The sequence below is a fragment of the Paraburkholderia sp. GAS333 genome (genome assembly GCF_050435665.1).
Lineage (GTDB): Bacteria > Pseudomonadota > Gammaproteobacteria > Burkholderiales > Burkholderiaceae > Paraburkholderia > Paraburkholderia fungorum_A.
The window spans coordinates 69,236-86,700 of record NZ_JBNDKS010000003.1 but is presented as its reverse complement, the minus strand read 5'-3'; the positions used below and the strand labels follow the sequence as shown (position 1 = coordinate 86,700).

15 protein-coding genes and 1 pseudogene are annotated in these 17,465 nt (G+C 61.4%); 13 read left to right on the top strand and 3 right to left on the bottom strand.

The genetic code is table 11. The annotated features are described in order from the left end of the window. Nucleotides 1-2: 2 nt before the first annotated feature. Nucleotides 3-1,103: an AraC family transcriptional regulator gene (locus ABH945_RS16190; RefSeq protein ID WP_429251165.1), complete on the bottom strand. Its 1,101-nt coding sequence runs from the start codon at nt 1,101-1,103 to the stop codon at nt 3-5. Nucleotides 1,104-1,387: 284 nt separating this feature from the next. Between ABH945_RS16190 and ABH945_RS16185 the strand changes: the two genes are divergently transcribed. The 9 genes from ABH945_RS16185 (at nt 1,388) to ABH945_RS16145 (ending at nt 11,340) form a co-directional block, all read left to right on the top strand. After that, on the top strand, nt 1,388-2,521 hold the full coding sequence (locus ABH945_RS16185; protein WP_074769281.1) for an acyl-CoA dehydrogenase family protein: 1,134 nt from the start codon (nt 1,388-1,390) through the stop codon (nt 2,519-2,521). A gap of 294 nt (nt 2,522-2,815) precedes the next feature. Beyond that, the gene (locus tag ABH945_RS16180) at nt 2,816-4,507 is read left to right on the top strand and encodes an AMP-binding protein (protein WP_429251164.1); all 1,692 of its coding nucleotides are present in this window, start codon (nt 2,816-2,818) and stop codon (nt 4,505-4,507) included. A gap of 54 nt (nt 4,508-4,561) precedes the next feature. Continuing rightward, the gene (locus tag ABH945_RS16175; protein ID WP_429251163.1) at nt 4,562-6,112 is read left to right on the top strand and encodes a CoA-acylating methylmalonate-semialdehyde dehydrogenase; all 1,551 of its coding nucleotides are present in this window, start codon (nt 4,562-4,564) and stop codon (nt 6,110-6,112) included. A gap of 38 nt (nt 6,113-6,150) precedes the next feature. Next, a complete protein-coding gene (mmsB, locus tag ABH945_RS16170) occupies nt 6,151-7,062 on the top strand; it encodes a 3-hydroxyisobutyrate dehydrogenase (protein WP_429251162.1) in 912 nt (303 codons plus the stop codon). Between the two features lie 43 nt (nt 7,063-7,105). Continuing rightward, the gene (locus ABH945_RS16165; RefSeq protein ID WP_429251161.1) at nt 7,106-8,263 is read left to right on the top strand and encodes an enoyl-CoA hydratase/isomerase family protein; all 1,158 of its coding nucleotides are present in this window, start codon (nt 7,106-7,108) and stop codon (nt 8,261-8,263) included. Between the two features lie 584 nt (nt 8,264-8,847). Continuing rightward, entirely contained in the window at nt 8,848-9,030 is a 183-nt protein-coding gene (locus ABH945_RS16160) for a CsbD family protein (RefSeq protein ID WP_429251160.1), read from the top strand. Nucleotides 9,031-9,105: 75 nt separating this feature from the next. Next, on the top strand, nt 9,106-9,348 hold the full coding sequence (locus ABH945_RS16155) for a CsbD family protein (RefSeq protein WP_074769269.1): 243 nt from the start codon (nt 9,106-9,108) through the stop codon (nt 9,346-9,348). A gap of 148 nt (nt 9,349-9,496) precedes the next feature. After that, complete coding sequence (locus tag ABH945_RS16150) at nt 9,497-10,582, top strand: AI-2E family transporter (RefSeq protein WP_074769267.1); 1,086 nt, start codon at nt 9,497-9,499, stop codon at nt 10,580-10,582. 59 nt (nt 10,583-10,641) lie between these two features. Next, on the top strand, nt 10,642-11,340 hold the full coding sequence (locus ABH945_RS16145; RefSeq protein ID WP_429251159.1) for a glutathione S-transferase C-terminal domain-containing protein: 699 nt from the start codon (nt 10,642-10,644) through the stop codon (nt 11,338-11,340). Nucleotides 11,341-11,569: 229 nt separating this feature from the next. Here the strand turns inward: ABH945_RS16145 and ABH945_RS16140 are convergent, their stop codons facing one another. Continuing rightward, entirely contained in the window at nt 11,570-11,809 is a 240-nt protein-coding gene (locus ABH945_RS16140) for a hypothetical protein (protein ID WP_429251158.1), read from the bottom strand. Between the two features lie 26 nt (nt 11,810-11,835). On the opposite strand from ABH945_RS16140, the gene ABH945_RS16135 reads away from it, so the two are divergent. The 3 genes and pseudogenes from ABH945_RS16135 to ABH945_RS16125 all read left to right on the top strand — a co-directional run bounded on the left by ABH945_RS16135 (nt 11,836) and on the right by ABH945_RS16125 (nt 14,897). Next, nucleotides 11,836-13,500, top strand: coding sequence for an ABC-F family ATP-binding cassette domain-containing protein (locus tag ABH945_RS16135; RefSeq protein ID WP_429251157.1), 1,665 nt, complete (start codon nt 11,836-11,838; stop codon nt 13,498-13,500). 21 nt (nt 13,501-13,521) lie between these two features. Beyond that, a pseudogene (locus ABH945_RS16130) lies at nt 13,522-14,019 on the top strand (glycosyltransferase family 9 protein); the annotation flags it as partial. Nucleotides 14,020-14,042: 23 nt separating this feature from the next. Then, entirely contained in the window at nt 14,043-14,897 is an 855-nt protein-coding gene (locus tag ABH945_RS16125; RefSeq protein ID WP_429251907.1) for an alpha/beta hydrolase, read from the top strand. Between the two features lie 265 nt (nt 14,898-15,162). On the opposite strand, the gene ABH945_RS16120 is transcribed toward ABH945_RS16125, so the two are convergent. After that, nucleotides 15,163-16,215 carry an AI-2E family transporter gene (locus ABH945_RS16120; RefSeq protein WP_429251156.1) on the bottom strand — a complete coding sequence of 351 codons (1,053 nt, stop codon included), beginning with the start codon at nt 16,213-16,215 and terminating at the stop codon, nt 15,163-15,165. A 290-nt stretch (nt 16,216-16,505) separates the two neighbouring features. On the opposite strand from ABH945_RS16120, the gene ABH945_RS16115 reads away from it, so the two are divergent. Continuing rightward, on the top strand, nt 16,506-17,258 hold the full coding sequence (locus tag ABH945_RS16115; RefSeq protein WP_429251906.1) for a transporter substrate-binding domain-containing protein: 753 nt from the start codon (nt 16,506-16,508) through the stop codon (nt 17,256-17,258). Nucleotides 17,259-17,465: the final 207 nt, after the last annotated feature.

Genomic DNA, 17,465 nt, shown 5'->3' with positions numbered 1-17,465 from the left:
CCTTACAGCTTAGTCCGATTCGGCGCGGCGCGTGAGGCCCGGGTGCTTTGGCTCACCGGCTGATCCATTAGCGTGTGGGACGGCTCGCGCGCGGGCCGGTAATCGCCCGGCCGCATCCCCGTCCATTTGCGAAACGCGCGATGAAACGCACTCGGCTCCGCAAATCCGACTGCGCTCGCGATGTCGGCAATCGTCCGCTCGCTGCGTTGCAGTTCGCCGATCGCAATGTCGCGCCGAAAATCGTCCTTGATCGACTGATACGTATAGCCTTCCTGCTTCAGATGCCGCCGCAGCGTGGCCTCCGCCACATGCAGGCGCGCGGCCATCTGATCGGCGGCGGGCCACGCGGCCATCGGCGTCGAACGCAGCAGCTTGCGCACGCGCGCCGCCAGCGAATCCACGTTCCGATACTTGACGATGAAACTGCCGGGCGCGTCGCGCAGAAAGGCTCGCGCCGAACGCGTCGTCTGGATGACGGGCAGGTCGAGGAAATCAGGCGCCAGATCGACGTACGACTCGGGCTGATCGAATGTCATGTGATCGCAGAACATCAGCCGGTATTCGTGCGCGGCGGGCGGCGCGGCGCAGCGAAAGCGTGCTTCGAGCAGCGGAATGCGCCGCCCGACCAACCAGCACACCAACCCGTAGACAAGGATGAAGTAAGTCGCATACGCAAACATGGCCGGAGCCGGCGCGCCTTCGCGCTCGACGAAACGCAGCCGCACGCGCTGCGGATTCGCTGCGCCCTGCAAATCGATCTGCACGCTCAGATCGTCGAGAACCAGCCGCATGAAGCCGACCGCCCGCGACAGCGCTTTTGCGCCGTTACGCGCGCCCAGCGCCGTCTGTGTCATCGCGACAAAACTGCCGCTTTTCATGCGATGCGAGTCCTGGCCGAAGAACTCGTCGTCCAGTGCGCGCGCAATGCCGACCCACAACGCGCCGTATTGCGCCGACGTAACCCGGCTCTTCGGCGACGCGAGCATCGGCGCGGCAATGCCGGCCGCCTCGGCCAGCGGACGCGCGTCGAAACCGCGCGCGCGGGCAAGCGCGAGGGTCTCCGCGACCAGGCTGACCGAAATAGTGCCCTTGTCGTTTTTCATCGATGGCTAGCCTGTCTTGCAAAAGCGCTCAGTGTTTTCCCTATTGCGATTCACCTAACCCTTGAAATCGCGCCTGTCAGCCTGCTTGAATGTTAGCAGTATGGCAAAAGCGCTCAGCGAGATTGATCGGGCTGAGCATCGAAGGCAGCAGACCGCTTCCTTACACTGGTTGTCGAACGAGCGCGGATGCGTCGACCCGATGCATCGCGAATCGTCACGAAAGAGCGCGCGACCCGCGACTCAAGCCTCGCACCGCAACATATGCACCGGACAGGACCGAGCCCATGGACAGCTTCTATACCGACGACCAGCGGATGATCCGCGACGCCGCTCGCGACTTCGCCACCGAACAGCTCGCGCCGAACGCGGCGCAATGGGACCGCGACGCGCAACTGCCCGCAAGCGTCGTCACGCAGATGGGCGAACTCGGTTTTCTCGGCATGATCGTGCCGGCCGAATGGGGCGGCTCCTACACCGACTACGTGGCCTACGCGCTCGCCATCGAGGAGATCGCCGCAGGCTGCGCGTCCTGCGCGACGCTCGTGAGCGTGCACAACTCGGTTGGCTGCGGCCCGATTCTCGCGTTCGGCAGAGACGAGCAGAAGGAACGCTATCTGCAGGATCTCGCCACCGGCCGCCTGATCGGCGCGTTCTGCCTGACCGAACCGCAGGCCGGTTCCGAAGCCAACAATCTGCGCACCCGCGCCGTGCTGCGGGACGGCATGTGGATTCTCAACGGCAGCAAGCAGTTCGTGACCAACGGCAGCCGCGCCGACATCGCGATCGTATTTGCCGTCACCGACCCGGATCTGGGCAAGCGCGGCTTGTCGGCGTTCATCGTGCCGACCGGTACGCCGGGCTTCAACGTCGGCAAGCCGGAGCACAAGCTTGGCATCCGCGCGTCCGACACCTGCCCGATTTCCCTCGAAGACTGCGCCGTGCCGCAAGCGAATCTGCTTGGCGAGCCGGGCGAGGGGTTGCGCATCGCGCTGTCGAATCTCGAAGGCGGGCGGATTGGCATTGCCGCGCAGGCGGTCGGTATCGCGCGCGCCGCGTTCGACGCCGCGCGCCGCTATGCGAGCGAGCGGGTCCAGTTCGGCCGCGCGCTGAAGGATCATCAGAGCATCGCCAACATGCTCGCCGACATGACCACGCGTTTGAATGCCGCGCGCCTGCTCGTGCATCACGCGGCGCGGCTGCGCACGGAGGGCTTGCCGTGCCTGTCGGAAGCGTCGCAGGCGAAACTGTTTGCATCCGAGATGGCCGAGGAAGTCTGTTCGAAAGCGATCCAGATTCACGGCGGCTATGGCTATCTCGAGGACTACGCGGTGGAGCGTCATTACCGCGATGCCCGCATCACGCAGATCTACGAAGGAACCAGCGAAGTGCAGCGGATGGTGATCGCGCGGAATGTCTAAGCGCGGTTCAAATGCTGTTTAAACGCGGGTTGGACGGTGATTTCGGCGCAAAATAGATTGCTGGAAGCTTCGGGTTGCGGGCGCGCGAAGTGTGCGGTTCGGCAGGCAAAGCAGGGAAGCTAGACAGGGAAACGAAACAGGCACGAACCTGAAGCGCAGCACGCAAATGCAGCACTAAAACTCTGCACGTAAGCAGCAAACCAGCAGCAAACCAGCAGCACACCACGCAACACAAAGCAGCACCCAAAACGGCACATAAAAGCGGAGCTTATACCGCGCCATCAGGAGACGACGATGACTGCAGCGAAGGCCTTTTTCGACGCGCGCGATCTGCTGTTGCGCCATCGAACCGACTACGAGCGCGCGTACCGCGAATTCACGTGGCCGGCCCTGGGCGAGTTCAACTGGGCGCTCGATTATTTCGACGTGATCGCGCGCGATAACGACAATCCCGCGCTGTGGATCGTCGACGATCCCGCCGGCGACGGCTTGCGTCTTTCCTATGCGCAGATGTCGGAGCGCTCCGCGCGCATGGCGAATTTCCTGCGCGAAGCGGGCGTCGGTCGCGGCGACCGCTTGCTGCTGATGCTGCCGAACCGCGTCGAACTATGGGACGTGATGCTCGCCGCGATGAAACTCGGCGCGATCGTGTTGCCCGCCACCACCCAGCTTTCCGCCGACGACGTGCGCGATCGCGTGCAGATAGGCGGCGCGAAGTTCGCGGTGATCGACAGTGCGGAACTTACCAAATTCGATTCGCTCGATGTTCCCCTCACGCGCTTTTCGGTGGGCGCGCCGCGCGACGGCTGGATCGATCTGGCCGCGGCGTACCAGGCGTCGCCGCAATTCACGCCGGACGGCATCACGCGCGCCACCGATCCGATGCTGCTGTACTTCACGTCGGGCACCACGTCCAAACCCAAGCTGGTCGAGCATACGCATCAGAGCTATCCGGTCGGCCACCTGTCGACGATGTACTGGATCGGCCTCAAGCCAAACGACATTCACTGGAACATCAGTTCGCCCGGGTGGGCCAAACACGCGTGGAGCTGCTTCTTCGCGCCGTGGAACGCGCAGGCCTGCGTGTTCGTGTACAACTTCGCGCGCTTCGTGCCGAAAGACACGCTGAACGTGCTGGTCCGTTTCAACGTGAGCACACTGTGTGCGCCGCCCACCGTGTGGCGCATGCTGGTGCAGGAGCCGCTCGCTGACTATCCGGTCAGCCTGCGCGAGATTGTCGGCGCGGGCGAGCCGTTGAATCCCGAGATTATCGAGCGGGTGAAGCACGCGTGGGGCATCACGATTCGCGATGGCTTCGGCCAGACCGAGACCACCTGCCAGATCGGCAATTCGCCGGGGCAGCCGGTGGTGGCGGGGTCGATGGGACGCCCGTTGCCCGGCTACACGATCGAACTGCTCGACGCTGACGATCAACCCGTCACCGAAGGCGAAATCGCGTTGCCGCTTGCAGCACGCCCGCTCGGTTTGATGACCGGCTACGCGAACAACGCCAATGCCACCGCGCAGGCCATGCGCAACGGTTTCTACCGCACGTCGGATGTCGCGCTGCGCCGCGACGACGGCTATTACGTGTACGTCGGCCGAGCGGACGACGTTTTCAAATCGTCCGATTACCGGCTCAGTCCGTTCGAACTCGAAAGCGTGCTGATCGAACACGAGGCGATCGGCGAGGCAGCGGTGGTGCCGAGCGCCGACGCGATGCGTCTGTCGGTGCCTAAGGCATTCGTCACCGTGCGGCAAGGCTACGAAGCCGGCCCCGAACTTGCGCGCGCCGTGTTCGCGTTCTCACGCGAAAAGCTCGCACCGTACAAGCGGATTCGCCGTCTGCAATTCAGCGATCTGCCGAAAACCATCTCCGGGAAAATTCGCCGTGTTGAATTGCGACGTCGCGAAATGGAGCGCGCGGCGGAGCCCGCGCGCCTGCCCGATGAATACTGGGAAGAAGACTTCCCCGATCTGCGTTGATCTTTTCTTCATGACTGTCCGGCCGCCGCGCGGCCACTGCACAGGAGTTTCAGCATGAGCACCATTGCTTCGAACCAGGCCGGGCACGATGTTGCCGCCGGTGTTAACAACGCTGCCACCGTCAAGCTGCTGATCAACGGCGAGTTCGTCGAATCGAAGACCGCCGAATGGCGCGATATCGTGAACCCCGCGACGCAGCAGGTGCTGGCGCGCGTGCCGTTCGCGACCGTCGATGAAGTCGATGCGGCGATCCGCAGCGCGCACGCAGCCTTCAAAACGTGGAAGGACACACCGGTCGGCGCGCGCATGCGCATCATGCTGAAGTACCAGGCGTTGATCCGCGAACATATGCCGCGCATTGCAAAAACCTTGAGCGCGGAGCAGGGCAAGACGATTCCCGATGCCGAGGGCGACATTTTCCGCGGACTCGAAGTGGTCGAGCACGCCTGTTCGATCGGCACCTTGCAGCAGGGCGAATTCGCGGAGAACGTCGCGGGCGGCGTCGATACCTACACGCTGCGTCAGCCGCTTGGCGTCTGCGCGGGCATCACGCCGTTCAATTTTCCCGCGATGATCCCGCTGTGGATGTTCCCGATGGCGATTGTCTGCGGCAACACGTTCGTGTTGAAACCGTCGGAGCAGGACCCGATGTCGACGATGCAACTGGTCGAACTTGCGCTCGAAGCCGGTGTGCCGAAAGGCGTGTTGAACGTCGTGCACGGCGGCAAGGAAGTGGTCGACGCGTTGTGCTCGCACGAACTGGTGAAGGCGATTTCGTTTGTCGGCTCGACGGCGGTCGGCACGCATGTGTACCGCCTTGGCAGCGAACACGGCAAGCGCGTGCAATCGATGATGGGCGCGAAGAATCACGCCGTCGTATTGCCCGACGCGAATCGCGAGCAGACCTTGAATGCGCTTGCGGGGGCGGGCTTCGGCGCGGCCGGTCAACGGTGCATGGCGACCTCGGTGGTCGTGCTGGTGGGCGCGTCGCAAAAGTGGCTGCCCGATCTCGTTGCCAAAGCAAAGACGCTGAAGATCAACGCGGGTAGCGAGCCGAATACCGACATCGGTCCGGTCGTGTCGCGTGCGGCGAAGCAGCGCATTCTGGGTCTGATCGAAACGGGCGTGAAAGAAGGCGCGACGCTCGCGCTCGATGGCCGTGACGTGAAAGTGCCGGGTTATGAGCAAGGCAACTTCATCGGGCCGACCGTGTTCACCGACGTCACGACCGAGATGCAGATCTATCGCACGGAAATTTTTGGACCGGTGCTGGTGGTGCTGAACGTCGCCACACTCGACGAGGCCATCGCGCTCGTCAATCGCAATCCGTTCGGCAACGGTGTTGGCCTGTTCACGCAAAGCGGCGCGGCGGCCCGTAAATTCCAGAGCGAAATCGATATCGGCCAGGTGGGCATCAACATTCCGATTCCCGTGCCGGTGCCGTTTTTCAGCTTTACCGGATCGCGCGGATCGAAGCTCGGCGACCTCGGCCCGTATGGCAAGCAGGTCGTCCAGTTCTACACGCAGACCAAGACCGTCACCGCCCGCTGGTTCGACGACGACACCGTCAACGACGGCGTCAACACGACAATCAGTCTGCGCTGAAGCCATCCGCGAGCTAGTCGAAAAACGGAGACGACATCATGAAAATAGGCTTTATCGGACTCGGCAACATGGGTGCGCCGATGGCGCACAACCTGCTCAAGGCGGGGCACACGGTCAACGTGTTCGACCTCAGTGCGCAAGCGGTTCAGGCGTTGGTCGATGCGGGTGCGCAAGCGGCTTCGTCGCCGAAAGCGGCCGTGACCGATGTCGAATACGTGATCACGATGCTGCCGGCAGCGGCCCACGTGCGCAGCGTATTGTCTTCGGACGAAGGTGTGCTGGCCGGCATCGCGAAGGGCGTGCCGATCATCGATTCCAGCACCATCGATCCCGCCAGCGTGAAGGCGTTCGCGGAACTCGCGGCGCAACATGGCAACCCCTTCGTCGATGCGCCCGTGTCGGGCGGCACCGGGGGCGCGGCGGCGGGCACGCTGACGTTCATGGTCGGCGGCAGTGCGGGCGCGTATGAACAGGTCAAGCCGGTGTTGTCGGCGATGGGAAAAAACATCGTGCATTGCGGCGACACGGGAACAGGACAGGTCGCGAAAATCTGCAATAACCTCGTGCTCGGCATCACGATGGCGGGCGTGTCCGAAGCGATGGCGCTCGGCGAAGCGCTCGGTATCGACGTGAAAGTGCTGGGCGGAATCATCAATATGTCGACGGGGCGTTGCTGGAGTTCGGACACGTATAACCCAATGCCCGGCGTCATCGAAACCGCACCGTCGACACGCGGATACACCGGCGGTTTCGGCACTGATCTGATGCTGAAAGATCTGGGCCTTGCTACAGACGCCGCGAAATTCGCGCGTCAACCGGTTTATCTCGGTGCGCTCGCACAACAGCTTTATCAGACGATGAGCACGAAAGGCGCGGGACGTCTGGACTTTTCGGCGGTGATCAAGCTGTATCGCCCGGACGAAAAAGACCGTAAGGATACTGGCGCATGATGTTCGAATACGAATATTCAATCACCCGCGAGGAGACTCCTTGATGAGCGCCTTGCAAAGCGCATTGCCCGACATCGCCGACACCCTCGTTGAGGCGGAACGCGAGATTCTGTTTCGCGTCGTCAACCGTGTGGCGATCATCACGCTGAACCGTCCCGCCGCGCTCAATGCGCTGTCGCACGCGATGGTGCGCGAGCTTGCGGTGCTGGTCGAACATTGCCGCACCGATAGCGGCATCGTCGCGCTGGTGCTGAAAGGCGCGGGCGCGAAGGGCTTTTGCGCGGGCGGCGATGTGCGCGAAGTGCATCGGCTGGCGACTAGCGGCGACAGCCGGTGGCTCGCATTCTTTATCGACGAATACCGGCTCGATTACGCGCTGCATACGTTTCCGAAGCCGGTGGTCGCGCTGCTCGATGGCATTGCGATGGGCGGTGGCATGGGGCTGGGTCAGGCGGCGCGTCTGCGGATCGTCACGGAACGCAGCAAGATTGCGATGCCTGAGACGCGCATCGGCTTTCTGCCGGATGTTGGTGCAACGCGTTTTCTGAGCGTGATGCAGGCGGAAGTCGAGTTGTATGTCGGGTTGACCGGCGCGACGTTGTCCGGTGCCGATGCATTGCGTCTGCAACTCGCCGATCTGTGCGTGCCCGCCGAATGGCTCGCCAGTTTCGAAACACGTTTGCAGCGCATATCGCACGACGGCGATCTGATGAACGCGTTGCGCGGAGTCTTCGAGCCGCCGTGCAACATCGTTCCGCACGCGGCGCTGGGATCGTTCACGCAGTCGATTCTGCGGCACTTCGACCGGCGTTCGAGCATCGAGAGGATCGTCGCGACGTTGCGGCAGGACCTTGAGCGCGAGCCGCCGCGCGAGGCGAAGCAGTGGCTGCAAGCCACTTACGATGCAATGACTGGACATTCGCCGACCATGCTCTACGTCACGCGCGAAGCATTGCTGCGCGGCCGTCAGATGACACTCGCCGAATGTTTCCGGATGGAGTTGGGCATCGTCAAACGGGTGATCGACGAAGGCGACTTTTGCGAAGGGGTGAGGGCGCAACTGATCGACAAGGATCGCAACAGCCGCTGGGCGCCCGCTACGATCGCGCAGGTGCGGCCCGAGCGCGTCAGACACTTTCTGACTTCGCCGTGGAAAAGCGAGGCGCATCCGCTGGCCGGGTTGGGGGCTGAGCAGGGGTGATGGGTTGGTTGGCTCGCTGCGAGGGCTAACGGCGGCCGTATGCCTTAGCAATTCGCGAGGCCGCGCGCTATCGCCGACCTTTGTATTTTTTTCCGACGATGTGCCGCTTGTTCACGTTATTTCGTCCGACGATTGCGTGATTTTTGCCGACTGGCCGTGTCCCCTCGGCACGTGATCTGAAACCTCCGATGCACCTTCATCGGACGGTCCTGATGTCCCTCTCATCCTAAAACGTGCGCTCCAGAGCGCCGCGTGTTCGCGTGCGTTAAGCGCGTGCGTCTAGCTCAATCCCCGCCCTTTCTCCTCCGATCTCCTAGCCAACGTTTCAAGCAGGAACGAACCGTGCTTAACCGGAAAGCCGTCTGAAAGTGGCTCGCAAAAAGCGAAGCTATCCGCGAAACGACACGGGCGATTCGCCGTGCAGATGCGCGGCGCCATCATGCGTATTCCTGACCGCGAACGGACATGACACAGCGGGACAATGAGTCCCACGTCGACTGCCTGTGCGAATGCGGCCAAAGCTGAAAAACGCGTGCAGCGCCTCACGTCGTCTGTTTGCAACTCAACCGTTCTGGGAAACCGTCATGGACAAGAATCGTATGGAAGGTGCAGCGAAACAGGTCAAAGGCTCCGTCAAGGAAGCGATGGGCAAAGTCACCGGCAATCGCACGACTCAGGCCGAAGGCGCAGCCGAGAAGCTGGCGGGCAGGGTGCAGAGCAGGATCGGCGAAGCGGCGGATGCCGTGCGCGAGCGCATGAAGCGTTAGGCCGCACGCCATGTCTGAATAGCGAGCCGTCGTAAGCCGGCTAACCGCATGCAAATCAGTTCAAGGAGAATAACGATGAATACCAACCAGCTCGACGGAACCCTCAAGGATGCGGCAGGCAAGGTGCAGGACGCCGTCGGCGGACTGACCGGCGATCTCGATCTGCAAGCCGAAGGCAAGGCACGCCAGCTCGCCGGCAAGGCGCAGGCGAAGTACGGCGACAGTGTCGAGCAGATCGCGCAGACGGCCCGCAACAACCCGCTCGGCGCGCTGGTGATCGCGGTCGGCGTTGGCTTCCTGCTGGGCCGTTTGCTGTAAACGTTGGCGCGCCGCGTCGCCGGTGCCATGGCGGTGTGCGGCACAGGTGACGCGGCGCTTGCATTTTTTGCCCCGCGGGCGCCTTATTTGTCCGATGTTCCCGGCGCGTTCGAAGCGTCGGATCTCATCGTCTATTCGAGGAAGGTTCATGCTGGGATTCGATGTTTCCACGGCCAGGAAAGTCTGGACCGCGTTTTTGATCGCGCTGCTGTTCTTCGTCATTTATATCGCGTCGTCCACGGTGCTGGTGGTGGTGTTCGCGGTGTTCTTCAGTTACCTGATCTACCCGATGGTCGATCTCGTCGATCGCATACGGCCGCGCCGCGTGCCGCGTGTCGCGTCCATCGCGCTCGTGTTCATCGTGGTCGTTGCGGTGATCGCCGTGGTCGGGTCGGTGTTCGGCGTGCAGTTGCAGGACCAGGCGACGCATCTGTTCGCGCAATTGCCCACATTGATGAAGTCCGATGTACAGAATCGCTTTCCGCTGCCGCATTTTCTCGAACCGCTGCGCGAACGTATCGTCGATTTCGTCAGCAGCCAGATCGAGACTGGCTCCGACAAAGCCGTGCCGATGGCGCGCAGTGTCGGCCTCGGTGTGGTCCACGCGGCCAGCAATCTGATCTACCTCGTGCTGATTCCGATTCTGAGCTTTCTGTTGATCAAGGAAGGGCCGCAAATGCGCGACTCGTTTCTCGATCTGCTGAACGACCGGCATCGCGTGCTGTGGGCGGAGATCGTCACCGATCTGAATGTGCTGCTGTCGAAATACGTGCGGGCGCTGCTGTTTTTGTCGCTCGCGACACTGATCTGTTACGGCGTGGCGTTCTCGCTGCTGGGTGTGCCGTATGCGTTTTTGCTCGCTGTCAGCGCGGGCTTGCTGGAGTTCGTGCCGTTCGCCGGACCGCTCGGCGCGGTCGCGATCACGCTGGTGGTCGCCGTGTTCAGCGGCTATCCGCATCTGCTGTGGCTGGTGATTTTTATCGGACTGTACCGGCTGTTTCAGGACTACGTGCTCAATCCGTATCTGATGAGCGAGGGGGTGGAAGTCAGCCCGTTTCTTGTTATCGTCGGATTGCTGGCGGGCGATCAGTTGGGCGGCGTGGCCGGGATTTTTCTGGCGGTGCCGGTGATCGCGATGCTGAAGATCGTGATCGGCAGAGCCCGGGTTTTTTATGCGGCTTCGCGCGCTGAAGGAGAAGCTGCGCGCAAGGCGTTGACCGGGAAAACCGACTGACGTTGCAGGATGTCTTTACGATCGGGAGACGCACGAGCATCGCGACACCAGGAGGCGACATGATCACACTCTATTCGTATCCGCAGCTTTTCGGCCTTGAGGACAACAATCCTTACGGGCTAAAGGTGTTCGCGTTTCTGACCATGAACGGGCTGTCGTTCGACCATCGACATGTACTCGACACGACCGCTGCACCGCGAGGGCAGTTGCCCTACCTCGATGACGACGGCGAGATTATCGGCGATAGCGACGCGATCATCGCGCATCTGAAACATCGCTATAAATTGCGACTGGACGATGCATTGAGCGCGGAAAACCAGTGCATCGATTTGCTGGTGCGACGCACGCTGGACGACCTGTATTGGGTCATGTCGTATTCACGCTGGCGCGACGATCGTTACTGGCCCAGCTTCCGTGATGCGCTGCTGGCGCAACACCCGGAACTCACCGCTGAAGTACTCGACAACGCGCGCCGCTATAACTTCGAGCGCTATCGTTATCAGGGTATCGGCCGCTATGAACCGGACTCGGCGTATGCGCGCGGGCTGGCAGATTTACGCGCGATTTCGCATTTGCTCGGCGAAGGCCCATTTATATTCGGCGCAGAACCGTCGAGTACAGATGCGGGCCTGTACGGGTTCATTGCGAGCATCTATTTCTACGAAATCGACACGCCGCTCAAACGCTATGTTCTTACGCAGGAAAATCTCGTGAACCATTGCGAAGCGATGCGCGAGCGGATGCGCAACGCGCCGTGAGCGCAGTGCGTAGCTGATTTTTATCGTCCCGGGCAGCCGGACACACCGGGTGTGTGCGCAGTATGCGAGGTGGACAAAAAATCTCACTGGATCGAAACGGTTTGGGTGGCCAACGAGTGACGGAATGCTGGATTTAAGCGTGGCACGGGTGCTTAAACGGTTGCGCTCTTCGCTGGAATTAAAGCGTGACCTGCGTGTGTTGGTCCCTCTCCTATCCGCGTAGCTTGGGTTATGCCATCGCCCGGAAATGATGGCCGGACGTGCGATTGCGGTCGACCACTCCACGATGCGCCGCTGGCCTGTCAGCCATTTGCAGAACCGGTTGTGTGATCGTCAATGCGGAGACGATGTGCTCGATCATCGCAGGCGTTGCCTGCTTCCTTTGGACGATCGGCGGTGCGACCGACTGCAGCGGGCGAAGGGATAAGCTCGGAAAATCGACAGCCCCGAACGTCAGGTCGGCTATCATGCCTATCCTCTTCGAAGTAGCCTCTTATGATTTCCGTCCGTAATCTCACGCTGCGCCGCGGCGTCAATGTCGTCCTCGACCGCGCATCCGTCACCTTCAGCCCCGGCGAAAAAATTGGTCTTGTTGGCCGCAATGGCGCCGGCAAATCTTCCTTTTTCGGGCTTCTTAACGGCACGCTGCACGAAGATAGCGGCGAGTTCTCGATTCCGGCTGCATGGAAGATGGGCCAGGTCGCGCAGGATATGCCCGAGACCGAGCAGGGCGCGACCGACTTCGTCGTCGAGGGCGACACCGTGCTGCTGGCCGCGCAGGGGGAAGTCGCCGCCTCCGAAGCCAGCGACGACGGCATGCGCATGGCGCACGCCTACATGGCTCTGCACGATGCCGGTGCACACGACGCCCCCGCACGCGCGCAGGCGCTGATCCTCGGCCTCGGCTTCAGCACAGAGCAGCTCAACCATCCGGTCAACAGTTTCTCCGGCGGCTGGCGCATGCGACTGCAACTGGCACGCGCCCTGATGTGTCCGTCTGATCTGCTGCTACTCGACGAGCCCACCAATCACCTTGACCTCGACGCGCTGGTCTGGCTGGAAGCCTGGCTCAAGCGTTATCAGGGGACCTTGGTGATGATCAGCCACGACCGTGAATTCCTCGACGCGGTGACGCAGGTGACGGTGCACGTCGACAACGCCCAACTCGTGCGTTATGGCGGCAACTACAGCAAATTCGAAGAGATGCGCGCAGAGCAACTCGTGCTGCAGCAGGCCGCGATGGCGAAGCAGGCGGACAAGATCGCCCACCTGCAGAAATTTATCGACCGGTTCAAGGCCACGGCCTCGAAGGCAAAACAGGCGCAGAGCCGGGTCAAGGCGCTCGAACGCATGGAGAAGATCGCACCGGTGCTGGCCGATGCCGAGTTCACCTTCGAGTTCAAGGAGCCGCTCAACGTCCCGAACCCGCTGCTGTCGATGCTGGACGCGAGTTTCGGCTACCCGGCCCCGGCCGACGCAGCGCCGGGCACGCCGCCTACGGTCATCGTGAAGGGCATCAACCGCTCCGTGCTGGCGGGGCAGCGCATCGGCATTCTCGGCGCCAACGGCCAGGGCAAGTCCACGCTGGTGAAGACGGTGGCGCACTCGCTGGCGCCGATTGCCGGCGAGATCAGCGAAGGCAAGGGCCTGAATATCGGCTACTTCGCGCAGCAGGAACTCGACGTGCTGCGCCCGCTCGATACGCCGATGGAACACATGATCCGCCTTGCCAAGGACACGCCGCCGAACATGCGCGCCCCTGGGCAGAGCGGCACCGAACAATCGCTGCGCACCTTCCTCGGCACGTTCAACTTCAGTGGCGACACGGTTCATCAGGCGGTCAGCACGATGAGCGGCGGCGAAAAGGCGCGGCTCGTGTTGTGCATGATCGTGTGGCAGCGCCCCAACCTGCTGCTGCTCGACGAGCCGACCAACCACCTCGACCTGGCCACACGCGAAGCGCTGGCCATGGCGCTCAACGAATTCGAAGGCACGGTGATGCTGGTCAGTCACGACCGGGCTTTGCTGCGCGCTGTATGCGATGAGTTCTGGCTGGTCACGAAAGGCGGCGTCGAGCCCTTCGACGGCGATCTGGACGATTACCAGCAGTTCCTGCGCGACGAAGCCCGTCGCATGCGCGAGCAGGGTGCGGCGGGGTAGGGAAGGAAGTTATCGACTGGGATACCTCCTTGGCAGGTTCGCCAAGGGGGCAGCAGTCGTGCGTTATGGGCCGGAAGGCCGACCCATACCAACGACGCGAACCGGTCGCTGCGGCTGGACCAGCTTGCTCCGCTCGCGATGCCTGGCGTGAGTTTCGTGTCCATTCAGAAGGGGCCTGCCGAGTCGCAGGCGGCGTCGGCGCCTGAGGGCATGTCGCTGCTCTCGCTGAGCGATGGCATTCGCGATTTTGAGGATACTGCAGCGATTCTGAGCCTCGTCGATTTGCTGATTTCGGTGGATTCGTCGCCGGTTCATCTTGCCGGCGCGATGGGCGTGCCGGCGTGGGTGATGCTGCCGTTTGTGCCTGACTGGCGTTGGCTGATGGGACGCACCGATACTCCGTGGTATCCCGCCACAAGGCTCTTCCGGCAGCCGAAGCGGGGCGATTGGGAGGGCGTCATGGCGAGCATGCGCGAAGAACTGAAGCAACGGTTTGCGCGAGGAGAACACGGTTCGTGAACTCGTTGTCGACGTGTTTCCAGATGCTTTCGGGTTGGCAGGCGAGATCGCACGTATCGTTGATCGCGATCTTCGGGGCGGCGCTCGTGCTTGGCGGGTGCGCAGAACCCGACCGCAACGCGCACGCCGATGCGCTCGCCGCGCCAGCGGGCTTGCAACGCGAGCAGATCACGAGCGCCGGTTTCGTGCTGACCGCGTACGTCAAAGTCACGCGGCAAGACCGGCCAATTGATCTCTATATCGAAGGCGACGGTCTGGCCTGGGTATCGCGAACTCAGCCCTCGCTCGATCCGACGCCGCGCGAAGCGACCGGGCTTGCGCTCGCTGCCGCCGATCCGGCCGACAATGTCGCTTATCTTGCGAGGCCCTGCCAGTTCACACCGATGGATCAGAACACGCATTGCGGCATTCCGTATTGGACAGCGAAGCGTTTCGCACCGGATGTGGTCGCTGCGATGGACGATGCGGTCAGTCGAATCGCCGCGAAAGCGCCGGGCCAGCGCATCAATCTCGTCGGCTATTCTGGTGGCGCGGCGATCGCAATTCTGGTTGCCGCGCGCCGCAGGGATATCGAGTCGATTCGCACGGTCGCGGGCAATCTCGACGATGAGTACATCAATCGCATCCATCACGTCTCGGCAATGCCCGATTCGCTGAATCCCATCGACTTCGCTTCACGGGTGGCGGGCATTCCGCAGATTCACTACACGAGTGATCAGGACCATATCGTGACACCTGAAGTCTCTCGCCGTTTCGTCGAAGCGACTGGGCCACGTTGTGCACAGTCGAGCGTCGTCTCCGGTCTCGCGCACGATGGCGACTGGGCGAGTCGGTGGCCCGATCTGCTGCGACGTGTGCCTCGGTGTGCAGCAAGGTAGGCTTGCCAGGCATCAACTAACCGGAATTCGTTTGCTGAATTCGGCTGCAATGAGAACGCCGCGGCAGTCTGTCACGCCGCGCTCGTTCGCGTGAGATGCACGATTACAGCATGTCGCCGCCTGGCGTCGAGGCCGCGCGGTAGGTACGCTGGCAGAGGCGCTCGATCTGGTGTCTTACCGCGCGCCGATGTTTTCCAGAAACGGTCGTTTGGGGCGGCGGTCTTCGTGAGGGTTTCGCGAGCGCTCAATGGTTAAAACGGCTGCGTTACGTGGCAGAAGATTGAGGATCCACTGCGTCGGGCACGCCATCGTGCGACATCAGAATCGCCAGCCAGCGCGTACTTTGAAACTGAGCTGCTATCACCATCATCAGCACGGTCAAGGGCGTCGCGAGGATCGCGCCGGGCACGCCCCAGAGAAGCGTCCAGATGCCCAGAGCAAAGATCCCGACGAGCGGGTCGGTGTTGGTGCTTTTGGCCTGGACTTTCGGCATGATGAGATTGTGCGCGATCTGGAACACAGTCAGCACGATCACGAATACGCCGAGGGGCAACGCAATCGATCCGCTATGGATGGCCGCAAATAGCGCGGGCACGATGCTCGCAACGAAAGGCCCGACCACCGGCATGAATGCGAGAAGAAATACGGTCACCGACCAGAACGCCGTGTCAGGCAACTGGGCAAAACGGAAGACCGCAGCAGAAATCGCGGCAATTGCCAGATTGATGGCAGTTTGAGAAATCAGGTACATCTGCACTCGGCTTGCGATCTTCGAGAGAACCACGCGTTGTGAGTTTGCTCTCGCTCCGTTGCTCGTGATGCCGATGATCTTCGGATCGGAGTCAGTGCCTGGCCCCAGAAGCATGAACACGAAGAAAAATAATGTAAGGAATGCTTTCGACACGGCATCGCCGATGCCGGAAGCGAGACCGTGTTCCAGCGACCGGATGTCGATCAACCCAAGTACGGTGGCGAGATCGAACCGCCGGCCGAATCCCACGCTGACCGATCGAATCAGACTGTCGACTCGAGCTGGCAGCAGAGGAGCCTGTTTGGCGAGATCGCTCATGCCCTGAAGGATGACAATGAAAATGCTGTAGGCGCTAAAGGCGACAATCACCGCCGTCGCTATCAGGATCAGCCATCTGGGCGCACGAGGAAGCAGGCGGACCACGAGCGACACGATGCCCGCGATGAGGATTCGCAGCAGCACCGCGAGGAAGAAAGGGACCAGCACGGGGCGTAAAAAATACAGAATCGCCAGACCCGCCGCGACGCCGGTAGTGGTCTGTGCGACAGAACCCGGTGTTGTCGTCATGATTAAATCTCTCAATGATTCGAGCAAATAAATGCGCTGCTATCGATCGCGCAGCTTTTCCGTCGGCGAGGATAGCAGGAATGATTCGATTTGCGCACACGGTATAGCGAGGCGCGACCGTCTTCCGCGCGGCGCACTCTGGCAAATGAGATGTTGGCTGACGTTGGGGGAATACCATGCGGTTGCATCATTCGGAACGCTGACACAATTCGACGTTCATGCTTGCAAGTAGAATCGTCAACAATTGGCGAATGCCGCCCAATGCCCGTTTCAATTTCGCGAGGGATACCGTGAAGGTAACTGTTGCTTATATCGAAGAGCCTCCTTTTGGGTGGACAGAAGCGGGCGGCAACGTCAGAGGCGCCGACATTGATCTAGCCAACGTGGTTCTCCGTGCGATGGGTGTCACACAGATTGAGCATCACAAGACCACATTCAGTGAACTGCTGCCCGGCGTGGAGGCGGGGCTGTGGGATATGAATGTTCCGCTCTTCGTTACGCCGGAACGCGCGGACCGGGTCGCGTTCAGCGTGCCCGTGTGGGCGATAGGAGACGGGTTTCTGGTTCGCGCGGGAAACCCGAAAGCGCTCGACAGTTATGCGGCATTGGCCAGACAACCGGATGCACGGCTCGGCGTTATCACCGGACAGGTACAGCATGATTCGGCCAAGGCGTCGGGCATTCATGAGCATCAGATTTCCACTTTCGCGGATCAAGCTCTGGCTATTGAAGCGCTACGCTCTGGAGATATTGATGCGTATGCAAGTACGGCCTTAGGAAATCGGATTCTGGCGCAGAGAATGGGGGAATCGCTACTGGAGGCTGTCGAGCACAAGCTGGAAGCGAGTGACGCTCGGCAATCACGCCCACTGGGAGCATTCTCTTTTGCCCGAAGAAACATTAGGCTGCGCGATGCGGTTAACGCGCAACTTCGCTTGTATCTCGGCTCACCAGCCCATCGCGCTCTTATGACGGGATTCGGTGTGACGCATAATGAAATCGACCCGGCCCTTCACCTGTCAGCAAGGGACGGCGATAGGTGACGTAGATTCTGGTTTTATAAATCGAGCGTCTCAGTTTGCGCAGGACAGCAGTCGATACATGACAGTCGGCCAAAAAGTTTTTTGAGGGACGAGATGCGTCGACTGTATCTGGCAGCTTTCGGCCAATGGCGGCCGCTTAGACCTGCGCCAAATCTGTCATGCGGATGGCTTCTCAAGCTTCAGAAGCGGTCGTACAGGTGCAGCGCA